The organism is Moraxella lacunata (genome assembly GCF_002027545.1).
Lineage (GTDB): Bacteria > Pseudomonadota > Gammaproteobacteria > Pseudomonadales > Moraxellaceae > Moraxella > Moraxella lacunata.
The window spans coordinates 6,117-17,239 of sequence record NZ_MXAN01000076.1 but is presented as its reverse complement, the minus strand read 5'-3'; the positions used below and the strand labels follow the sequence as shown (position 1 = coordinate 17,239).

The 11,123-nt window shown below is 47.4% G+C and carries 10 protein-coding genes; 7 read left to right on the top strand and 3 right to left on the bottom strand.

Features of this window, described 5'->3' with window-relative positions; genetic code table 11:
* Positions 1–417 precede the first annotated feature (417 nt).
* The 5 genes from eno to sppA all read left to right on the top strand — a co-directional run bounded on the left by eno (position 418) and on the right by sppA (position 7,164).
* Positions 418–1,731, top strand: coding sequence for a phosphopyruvate hydratase (gene eno / locus B5J94_RS10240; protein WP_062500792.1), 1,314 nt, complete (start codon positions 418–420; stop codon positions 1,729–1,731).
* Between the two features lies 1 nt (position 1,732).
* Positions 1,733–2,227 carry an FtsB family cell division protein gene (locus tag B5J94_RS10235; protein ID WP_079364118.1) on the top strand — a complete coding sequence of 165 codons (495 nt, stop codon included), beginning with the start codon at positions 1,733–1,735 and terminating at the stop codon, positions 2,225–2,227.
* Complete coding sequence (gene ispD, locus B5J94_RS10230) at positions 2,227–3,018, top strand: 2-C-methyl-D-erythritol 4-phosphate cytidylyltransferase (RefSeq protein ID WP_062500794.1); 792 nt, start codon at positions 2,227–2,229, stop codon at positions 3,016–3,018. Before B5J94_RS10235 ends, ispD begins: the two co-directional genes overlap by 1 nt.
* Positions 3,019–3,039: 21 nt before the next feature.
* The gene (locus tag B5J94_RS10225) at positions 3,040–5,622 is read left to right on the top strand and encodes a ComEC/Rec2 family competence protein (RefSeq protein ID WP_211271081.1); all 2,583 of its coding nucleotides are present in this window, start codon (positions 3,040–3,042) and stop codon (positions 5,620–5,622) included.
* Between the two features lie 501 nt (positions 5,623–6,123).
* Positions 6,124–7,164 (top strand): signal peptide peptidase SppA, encoded by a 1,041-nt coding sequence (gene sppA / locus B5J94_RS10220; RefSeq protein ID WP_062501641.1) that lies wholly within the window; start codon positions 6,124–6,126, stop codon positions 7,162–7,164.
* 61 nt (positions 7,165–7,225) lie between these two features.
* Here the strand turns inward: sppA and B5J94_RS10215 are convergent, their stop codons facing one another.
* Positions 7,226–7,519, bottom strand: coding sequence for a DUF2218 domain-containing protein (locus tag B5J94_RS10215; RefSeq protein ID WP_062501644.1), 294 nt, complete (start codon positions 7,517–7,519; stop codon positions 7,226–7,228).
* A gap of 430 nt (positions 7,520–7,949) precedes the next feature.
* Here B5J94_RS10215 and B5J94_RS10210 point away from each other — a divergent pair, with 430 nt between their 5' ends.
* Positions 7,950–8,363, top strand: a complete 414-nt coding sequence (locus B5J94_RS10210; RefSeq protein WP_228144582.1) for a CidA/LrgA family protein — start codon at positions 7,950–7,952, stop codon at positions 8,361–8,363.
* On the top strand, positions 8,360–9,064 hold the full coding sequence (locus B5J94_RS10205) for an LrgB family protein (RefSeq protein ID WP_062501310.1): 705 nt from the start codon (positions 8,360–8,362) through the stop codon (positions 9,062–9,064). The genes B5J94_RS10210 and B5J94_RS10205 overlap by 4 nt, the downstream gene beginning before the upstream one ends.
* A gap of 48 nt (positions 9,065–9,112) precedes the next feature.
* Here the strand turns inward: B5J94_RS10205 and htpX are convergent, their stop codons facing one another.
* Both htpX and B5J94_RS10195 read right to left on the bottom strand, forming a co-directional pair.
* A complete protein-coding gene (htpX, locus tag B5J94_RS10200; RefSeq protein WP_062501308.1) occupies positions 9,113–10,021 on the bottom strand; it encodes a protease HtpX in 909 nt (302 codons plus the stop codon).
* A 163-nt stretch (positions 10,022–10,184) separates the two neighbouring features.
* Positions 10,185–11,033 (bottom strand): lytic transglycosylase domain-containing protein, encoded by an 849-nt coding sequence (locus B5J94_RS10195; protein ID WP_079364117.1) that lies wholly within the window; start codon positions 11,031–11,033, stop codon positions 10,185–10,187.
* Positions 11,034–11,123: the final 90 nt, after the last annotated feature.

The following is an 11,123-nucleotide window of genomic DNA, read 5'->3' as shown; positions in this document are numbered from 1 at the left end:
CCTTACCATACAACCAATGATTTTTTTAAAATTTAGCATTGGTGGAGATTGGGGTTGATTTATTATAAAACGTGAGTGTGTGCAATTTATCACTCAAATTTTTAATGTAAATGGTGTTTATTCGCACACTTAATCTTAATATACCTCATTCTCAACTTTATATAACTCATTGATTTATCAAGGGCGAATTGCAATTCGCCGCTACAATCCAAAAATAATTACCTAATAATTAATGATTTACAATTTTAAGTTAAGAGTGAGGTAATGGCCGTGAATTAAGTGTCATTGGTACGGCAAAATTTGAGTAATGAGAGAATATATGTTTACCTAAAATTTTCAAACCACTTCCTTAATTTTGTGATAAAATACCCCTATTTCCACTCATTATCATTCACCCAATCAAAAGGAAAAAAACGTATGTACGCTGAAAATACCGACAACGCCATTGAAATCAAAGACATCGTGGCTCGTGAAATTTTGGACTCTCGTGGCAATCCCACCATTGAAGCTGATGTCATTTTGGCAAATGGCGTGTGTGGGCGTGCTGCTGCCCCAAGCGGTGCGTCCACAGGTTCTCGTGAAGCGTTGGAGCTAAGAGACGGCGACAAATCTCGCTATTTGGGTAAGGGTGTCAAAAAAGCGGTGGCAAATGTGAACAGCCAAATCCGCTCAGCTTTGCTTGACAAGGACGTAACCGCCCAAAGTGAACTTGATAAGATTTTGATTGACCTAGACGGCACAGAGAACAAAGCCAATCTAGGGGCAAACGCCACGCTTGCGGTGTCGCTTGCCATTGCCAAAGCAGGGGCAATTGCCAAAAATTTGCCACTTCATCAGTACATCGCCAATTTGCGTGGGCAAACCAGCTTAACCATGCCTGTGCCGATGATGAACATTCTAAACGGTGGGGCTCATGCCGATAATACCGTGGATATTCAAGAATTTATGATTGAGCCTGTGGGCTTTACGTCTTTTTCAGAGGGGCTTCGTGCAGGGACAGAGATTTTCCATAGCCTAAAATCCGTGCTAAAAGCCCAAGGGTTAAATACTGCCGTGGGCGATGAGGGTGGTTTTGCTCCGAACCTACGTTCTAATGAAGAGGCGATTACTGTCATCATGAAAGCCATTGAACAAGCGGGCTACAAAGCAGGGCAGGATATTTTCCTAGCTCTTGACTGTGCGTCTAGCGAGTTTTATAAAAACGGTCAATATGTGCTAGAAGGCGAGGGCAAATCTTACGACAGCCAAGGCTTTTCGGATTATCTGGCAGGGCTTGTGCGTCAATATCCGATTATCTCCATTGAAGACGGTTTGGATGAGAGCGACTGGGATGGCTGGGCGTATTTGACTCGTCAGCTTGGCGATAAAGTGCAACTGGTGGGCGATGACCTATTTGTAACCAATCCAAAAATCCTGCGTGAAGGCATTGATAAAAACATCGCCAACGCCATTTTGATTAAATTTAACCAAATCGGTACGCTCTCTGAGACGCTAGACGCCATTTATCTTGCCAAAGAAAACGGCTATGCGACCGTCATCAGTCATCGTTCAGGCGAGACCGAAGATAGCACCATTGCTGACCTAGCGGTGGGTACAGCAGCAGGACAAATCAAAACAGGCTCGCTATGTCGCTCTGACCGTGTCGCCAAATACAACCAACTGCTACGCATTGAGCAGATGGTAACAGCAAGCTATCGTGGGCGTGCTGAGTTTATCGGACTGCGTGGCTGATATGACAACCCAAAAAACTGATGATACTTTGTCATCAGAACATCAAACACGCACCCAAAAAGTAGGCGTTAGCTTTTCGCCTACTTTTTTGGGTTATCTGCTACTCATTATTTTTGGGGCGGTTGTGTTGGTAGGTCTGCAACACCAATACTGGTATGGCGAGTTCGGTTATCATACACTTAGTGAGCTAAATGATGAGCTTGCCAAGCAACAAAAAATCAATGCCGCCCAGCAAGCGGTCAATGACACGTTGCGAGCGGATGTCCGTGATTTAAAATCAGGACTGGGTGCCATTGAAGAGCATGCCCGCCTTGATTTGGGTTTGATTAAGTCAGGCGAGACATTTGTAGAGTTATCCGTTGCTCCCATGGTAAGTGACCGAGAGGTTCCTTATGGTGTGGATGGGGCGAGTGCGACAGAGCCTGTTGATGGACTCATTGATGATGACATAGGCGAGAATGCCTTTACGGGCGTTAGCGGTGATACGGGCGAGTGATGAAACAGACGAGTCCTAACTTGCCCATTCATGCACTCATCGTCTCGGCAGGGCGTGGCAGTCGTTTTGGGGCGGATGTGCCAAAGCAATATCTGACGGTGGCAGGACGGACGGTGTTAGAGCATGGTGTGGCATGTTTGAATATCCCTGCTGTTACTGATTTGACGCTCGTGGTCGCCAAAGACGATACGCTTGTGCCGTCTTTGGATTTTGAGTTTGAGCGCCCTATTTATCTGACCAAAGGTGGGGCGGAGCGTTTTTTGTCGGTCAAATCAGGCGTGGATGACATTGCTCGGCGAGCGGTTGGCGATGTGTGGGTGCTTATCCATGATGGTGCCAGACCGTGCTTGCCTGCCGATGATTTGACTCATCTGATTGGTGCGGTGCGTGAACTAGAACAGCTTGAACAAACAGATGACAAGAGCTACCCAGTAGGGGCGATACTTGCCACGCCTGTGGTGGATACCTTAAAACTTGCTCACGACACTAACAGTTCTGACAGTTCTGACAGTTTGACAGATTGTCAATATATCAAAGGTCAGATACATCGCACCATCGACCGTCATCAGCTTTGGCAAGCCCAGACTCCCCAAGTATTTAGACTGCACGCCTTACAAGCCATGCTTGATAAGGTCATCGCTGATGGGCTGATGATTACCGATGAAGCCAGTGGGTTTGAGCAGTTTGGTCGGTCGGTGGCTTTGGTGCAAGGCTCACGCAGGAACATGAAGCTGACTTACCCTGATGATTTGGCGATGATTGAGCTGATGTTGCGACATGGCATGGGTTAAACCTAAGATATGGGTTTGGTGTTGATTTGGCTTGTGTTTATTGGCGTGGTGTTGATGGTGCTTGCCACACTAGACATCTTGCCTAGCCATGACATGACAGCCATGAGCAGTCAGCTGTTTGGCATGGATACGACTCATGGGGTGGGTTTTATGATGATGAGCATGCTCTTATTGGGGTGTGCTTTTTTATGTTTTAAATTTAATCAGTTTCATCCCAAGTCCGCTTTTGCCCGAGTGGGGCAGGTTGCTGTGCAGGTGTTATTGGTCGGCTTGATGGTGTTGTTATTCATGCTTCGCACCATCAGCACCGAGCAGGCATTTACCAATACCGCTCACGCCATCCCTGAGCATGGCTACACCATCACCGCCAAAGTGACGGTACATGAGATTAGCGACAGCGTGTATGACACAGGGAGCTATTATCGCCAAAAAGCGGTGTTGTCTGATTTGACATTTGGCGGTGACCGCTTGTTGGATGGCTTTAATAAGGATGATAAGAATAATAAAGATAACAAAGATAAAGATAAGCAAACAAAGTCAGAGGCTTATAACCCATTTGCTGTTATCGCAGACACACCCGAATCCCATCCGCCCTTACCCAGTCAGATGACGGTGTTACTCCAAGTAGCAGATGTCAAGAATGATAATAAGGACGGCTCAAACCGTCATCAGCTCGCTAAGCTACACCCTGCCACGACCGCTTACATGACGCTACGTATCACGCCCATCACTGCCGACCCCAGTGCGTCAGGCTTTGACAGTCAGCGATGGCTTCGTACACGCCACATCCATGCCAATGCCCGAGTATTGGCGGTACATGATGAGCCGACATCCCTGCCACAGGTGGGCTTGGTGGGGTATTTAGAGCGATTTCGCCATGCGTTACGCACGCATTTTTATCAGGATTGGCACACTCTTAGCGATGATAAACAGCAAGCCCGAGCGGTCACGCTTGCCCTGCTGACGGGCGATAGGGCGTTAATCAATCGTGCGACCAAAGACTTGTACCAGTTTGGCGGTATCAGTCATCTGCTCGCCATCTCAGGCATGCATGTGGTGCTATTGGCGACGATGTTAAGTTTTGGGGTGTGTTATCTGACCGATAGGTTTTTGCCGTATTATCAGCGACTGCCCCGCCATCGCCTGCGACTGTTTGTCATGGTGGGAGCGAGCATGATTTATGCGTTGTTTACAGGTTTTGATGTGCCTGCGGTGCGGACGGTGTACATGATGTTGGCGGTGGCGGTGGCGGGCTATTTGGCATTGCCTTTGTCGTCCTTGGTGGTGCTGATGTGGGTAGGGTTGGGCATGATATGGCTTGACCCTGTCATGGTGTGGCAGGCGGGTTTTTGGCTCTCCTTTGTGGCGGTGGCACTGCTCATGAGCTATGGCGAGCGTGAGTTTGATGTGCCAGTCATGTTCATAAAAGACCGTCTGATCGGTTTGTTAAAATTACAAAGCTATCTCTTTGTCGCCATGCTTCCTGTGTCGCTGTTGTTTTTTGGCAAGGTGTCGCTGTGGGGGTTGTTTGTCAATCTGTTTGCGATAGGGCTGTTTGGGGCGGTCATCGTGCCAATAAACTTGGTGGCGGGGGTGATTTTTGTGGTATTGCCGAGCGTTGCTGATGTGCTTTGGGGTATCTCATCGCTGATATTGGCATGGCTTCATCAGCTACTGATGTGGTTACAGAGCCTAAGCGATGTATGGCTGTATCAGACCACGAGCGTGATAGGTATGGTACTGTTTGCCCTTGGGGTGGCGGTGTGGGTCGCCCCCGTGATTGGGCGGAAGTTTGCATTGGTGCCACTTGTGGCGATGGCGATGATGTTATTTGCCGATAGACAAACGCCATTTAGCGTGATGGTGCTAGATAGTGATGACAAGGTCAGTCAAGTACTCATCCGCCAGCAGGGGGCGGATAATGGTGATGATGCGGTGTGGCTTGTGTTGTCGGATTTGCAAGATGATAAGACGATAGGGCATGATAAAGTGGCGAGTGTCCTGCGTGATAAACTACGTCAGCACGGTGTTCGCCATCTGACAGGGGTCATCGTGCAGACCCCAAGTCATCGCATGAATGATGTGGTGGCAACGCTGGCACAGGATGTTCTGATTCATCGCTATTGGCAGGCGGGGCAATCCACAAACGCCATGCGGGGCTTGCCCATGCAGGTGTGTGAGACAGGGCGGTCATGGTCGGGACAGGGGTTCGCCATATCGGCAATGACGGGCTGGCAGATGATAGACGATGAGCGGGTGTGGGGCTGTACCATTGTCATTGAGAGTGAGCTGACGCCTGCCATCATGGACGGTATCCATCATGATTATGACGATGATGATGGTCGTGATAAGCAAAAAAGCGAGCAGGCAGGGTCACGACTCATCATTAACGGAGCGACCCATGAATATGCATGGCAAATGTATGAGACCATGTGCCATGATGAGCAGGTGCATGCCGATGTGTGGCTTGGGCACAGTCGCCATGCCACAAGCGGAGCGGTGCTGGCACAAACTTTACCATCACGGTTTATTTTTACTGACAAAGACACAGCGGACAACCGTGAGCGAGCCGAGCTGATGATGATAGAGCTTGGTGGTCGCTAGATATACCCAAGAAACTTTAAAATTACCACAAACGTAATGATGTTTGGGTGTAGGGGCGTGCTGTGTACGCCTATAAAAATTGGTATATTATCAAAGGACGTGCGGAGCCAGTCCCTACAAAGCCTGTGGTAAATATCAAGTTTGTTAGGTGTATGCCTTGATAACAAATTGATAAAATTTAAGGCGAGTATTTGGCGATATTTGTGCTAAAATAAGCCTTTTAAGATTTTAAATCAGTTAAAACCGACCGCACGGTTTTAACTTGGATTTTTAAAAGGGCGTGTTGAACTTTTGTATTTGCAATGAAAAATGAGAAAAATCGCACGTTTTTCAAGGAAAAAACGCAGGTTGATAGTCGCTCTATCAAGCAAGTTTTTGACGCAGAAAAAGAAGATTTAGCCATTTTTCATGCAAAAACGATTAGTTTTTCTAAAATATTTCTGTATTGTAAATAGTGTTATAAAAGTTCAATACGCCCAAGTTAAGTCAGGAAAATACATCATGGCATGGCCACCAAATCCCAATAAAGACAACTCAAACGAACGTCCAACCCCAGTACCACAAACACCGCCTAACCAGTACAGCGGTCAAGAGTGGCGACTGCTAGAAAAAACGCTCATGGCAAGTCTTGATGAGCAAAGAAAAGCTCGTCGTTGGGGCATATTTTTTAAATTGCTCACGTTCGGCTACATCGTTTTTATCATTGTCATCATGGGCCGTGGGTGTAGCACTGCCAGTAGCACCATGCCATTAGAAGCGAACTCACCCCATTTGGCGGTGGTGGAAGTCAATGGCGTGATTGCCAGTGACAGCGACGCCAATGCTTATGACATCAGCTCGGCACTGACCGAAGCCTTTGAAAATCCCAATGCCAAAGCCGTCGCCCTTGCCATCAACTCCCCTGGGGGTTCGCCTGTGCAGTCGGATGAGATTTGGCAGACCGCCATGGAACTGCGTAAAGACAACCCCGACAAAAAACTCTATGCCGTCATTGGCGACATCGGAGCAAGTGGGGCGTATTATATCGCCAGCTCTGCCGATGAGATTTGGGTGAATCCATCAAGTCTGGTTGGCTCTATCGGGGTCATCATGTCAAGCTACAACACTGAAGAGCTGATGAAAAAAATCGGTGTCCAAGACCGCACCATGACATCGGGTCAGTACAAAGACATTCTATCCATGTCTCGCCCCATGACCGAAGATGAGCGGGCACACGTCCAACAACTGCTTGATACCACGCACCAAAACTTCATCGACGCAGTCAAAGAAGGGCGTGGTGACAAACTCAAAAATGCCGAACAAAACAACGTGTTTAGCGGTTTGTTCTGGACGGGCAAAGAGTCGCTTGAACTGGGGCTTGCCGACAAAGCGGGCGGTATTAGCAAACTAGAAAAAGAGCTGGGTGTTGAGCATTCGGTGAATTATACCTATGTAGACCCCATGCGTAAGGTCTTTGACCGCCTTGGCGTGCAAATCGGCAAAGGTCTAGGGCAAGGCGTGCAGATGAGCATTGCAGAAAACAGTCAAAGCAAATTGCAATGATAATAAAGACAAATTAAAAAACTAAAAAAGGGCGTGATTGCCCTTTTTTATTGCCCTAAATTTAATCTTGCCAATCATACTCAAACGTCTGATTTGCCATGCGGTCTAAATGGTCGGTGATGACAAAGCGTAGGCGAGTCTCATCATAAGGGCGTTCGGGGCTGTCGGTGGTTTCGTTACGAGTGTACTCAATGTACAGCTCATCATCGTGGGGTGTAAACACAACGTCCGCCCCTGCCATTTTAACCAAATAGCCCGTGTCGGTCTCGGCAACTTCTACTTTATGGCGAAAATGGTTGGTTAGGCGTTTGGCAAGTCTTGCCCCTTCGGTGGTGCGAACACGAACGTGTGGCATATCATCTCCTGTGGTAATTTGGAAAAATAGAGATTATTAAATAAGACTTATTTTCATCAAATCAAGCCTTTTTATCAAATTTAACAAAATAAAATAACAATCTTAGGGCGTGCCTGCCTTTGGTATTTGCAATGAAAAATACCTGTTTAAAAAAACAGGGGAATCGCCCGTTTTTCAAGGAAAAAACGCAGGTTGATAGTCGTTCTATCAGGCAAGTTTTTATTATGAAAAACAATCCGACCACTTAACTGGGTAAATTTTAAGATTTTTACTTAACTTTTTAAATTAAGTGGTCGGATAGCCATTTTTCATGCAAAAATTGATTGAAATTGTCAAACTTTCATCTTATTTTATAAAAATGTTATCAATGGTAGGCACGCCCTAAATTAAGCGGTGCAAATTACCATAAAGTTTTGTACAATACGTCATCTTGGGTATCTTTGGGTCGGATAAAACCGTCATGATTTTAAAAGCGTTTTTGATTATTTTTGGGTGTGTGTTTTTGGGCGAGATTTTTATCGCCCTGACAGGATTGCCCTTGCCCCCAAGCGTGATTGGGCTGATTATCCTATTTGGGGCGTTGCAGGCAGGCGTGGTTAAGTTAGAGACGGTGCAGAGTCTTGCTAAGACCCTATTGGACTATTTGGTGCTAATGGTCGTGCCTGCCTGTATCTCTATCATGCAGTATCTTGACATCATTCGGGCGGATTTGGGGGTGCTGATTGGGGCGACTGCCATCAGTACACTACTGGTACTGATTGTGACGGGCAAATCCTATGAGTGGCTACGGCACGCCCAAAAAGCCAGACATCAAGGACGAACAAATCAAGGGGGCAACTCATGAGTGCCGAGCTGTCAGAGCTGTTAAACAGCCCCTTTTTTCTGCTGTTCATGCTTATCGCTGTTTTTCATGGCTGTATGCACATCAAAGCCCGTTTTAAAAATCAGCTCATCAACCCCACGCTCATCACGACCATCGTGGTCATTATCCTACTAAAAATGCTAAACATCGAGTGGGCGAGCTTTGAGCAGGCGAGTCGTCAGCTGACCTTTTGGTTGCAACCTGCGGTCGTGGCACTTGCCATTCCACTTTATGTTCAGTGGCAAAAAATCCGCTCGCAGTGGCTACCCATCATCATCTCACAACTGCTAGGCTCGCTCACGGGTATCATTTCAGGGGTGTGGCTTGTGCGTCTGATGGGCGGTAGCGAGCAAAGTGCTATTGCCATCGCTCCTAAATCCGTCACCATGCCGATTGCCATTGAAGTCACTGATAAATTGGATGGGGTGATGGGTATTACCGCCAGTACCGTACTCATCGCAGGCGTGGTGGGGCAGATGATGGGCATAGGCGTATTGTTATTTGTCAAATCCACTCGCCCCATGGCGTGGGGACTATCCATGGGGACAGCGTCGCACGCCCTTGGTACGGTGCGTGTCATGCAGATGGGGTCAAGGTTTGTGGCGTATGCGACGGTGGGGCTGATTTTAAATGGTATTTTAACGGCATTTTTAGCCCCTATAATTGTGCCGTGGCTACTCTAATAAAAAATCCCCAATCAAGGGGATTTTTTATGACATGATGACATGGTGTTAATTGGCAGGCAGTTTTTGTAGTGCTGCGATACGCTCATCCAATGTCGGGTGCGTGCGGAACAGATTGGCAATGCTAAATCCTTGGGATTGACCGCTGGAAATGGCAAAGGCTTTCATGCTCTCTGGCATTTGGTCGGGGCGAGCTTCGGCAGGACGTAGGGCATTTAACGCACTAATCATCTTGTCACGGCTGGCAAGTTTTGCCCCCATCTCATCAGCACGGTATTCACGCAAGCGAGAGAACCACATGACGATGGCACTTGCCAAAAAGCCAAGCAAGATGTCCATGACGATACTGGTCACAAAGTAACCAATACCAGGGGAGTCGCTTTCGTTTTTAAAGACCACTTGATCCACAAATGAGCCGATAATACGAGCAAAGAACATGACAAAGGCGTTCACCACACCTTGAATCAAGGCAAGCGTTACCATGTCGCCATTGGCAACGTGTCCGATTTCGTGAGCCAATACCGCTTCAACCTCATCGGCAGTCATGGTGTGCAGTAGTCCTGATGAAACAGCGACTAGGGCTGAGTTTTTGTTCCAACCTGTGGCAAAGGCGTTGGGTTGGGCGTTGTCAAAAATACCCACTTCGGGCATGCCAATACCGACGGCTTTGGCTTGCTTGGCGACGGTATCTACAAGCCACTGCTCGGTGGCGTTACTGGGACGTTCAATGATGACCGTACCTGTGGATTTTTTTGCCATCCATTTTGACAAAAACAAAGAAATCATTGAGCCAATCATGCCATAGCACAGACACATGACGGCAAGCGAACCATATTGAAGTCCGCCTGGTCCATGCACACCGCCCAATCCAAAGACTCTGCTTAGGATGAAAAAGGCGATACCTGCCACGACCATGACGGCGACGTTGGTGAGTAAAAATAAACCAATGCGTAACACGGTAAATTTTCCTTAAAATAAAAGTTGCAAAATAAAAATGCCCCCATTGGCATTACTGCTATTATGGGGCATGACGTTAAAAATTTAAATGGTATTTGTGTAACTGATTGATTATTTTTATAAAAAATCAGATATTTTTTAAAATCAACCAGTTACAAGCACATTATTTATGGATATAAATACGCCCTGAACCACCGCCAACACTGGGGTTTTGGGGAGTGGCGTAGCCATTGCTCGGGGTGTAAGTAATGCTGACATTTTGAACACCTGACGAGCTGGGTACTTGTAGGGTGGTCGGGGCAGGCGTGGTAAAGTTTTGGTTCATTGCCAAGTGTGTGCCACCCCCGATGATGCCTGTATCATGGCGATAGAGACTGGCATAACGGCTGTTTACCGAGCGGACGTAGTTTTGGGTTTCACGAAATGGGGGGATGCCACCATATTTGCGGACATTGCCCAGTCCTGCATTATAGGCGGCGACGACGTGGTCACGGTTGCGAAATTGGCGTTGTAACCATGCGATGTATTTTACCCCACCTTCGATGTTTTGGACGGGGTCCCAAGCGTTACTTACGCCCATGTCTCGGGCAGTACTAGGCATGAGCTGCATGAGTCCCATTGCCCCGACAGGTGAGCGAGCATTTGGGTTAAAGGCAGATTCGGTGTGAATGATGGCTTTGACAAGGGCAGGGTCTACACCATGACGAGCAGCGACGGCACGGATTAAATGGTCGTAGGCGTTACGGTTGGCACTGCGACTGGGTGTGGCGGCGGTCGTTGGGTTGTAAGTGCTGGGGATGTTGCCGTTAGAGTGTAATTTGGTGTCAGGATAATAAGTAACGCTGATTTGGGTGAATTTTTTGGTGCCACTGGCGTTTTGTTGGACATTGGTCAAAAATTTTTGTCCATTATCGCCATCTTCGTAGACATAGATGGTATTGGCTGTGGCATGAGTGGCAACAGCAGAGACTAGGGCGACGGGCAGTAGGCGACTTAAAAGAATGTTGGTCATGGTCTTTTGGTTGTTAAAATGGTAAATGCCTTAATTATAACACAAAATTTTATTTTTAAATAGGGTGTGCCTGCCTTTTGTATTTGCAAT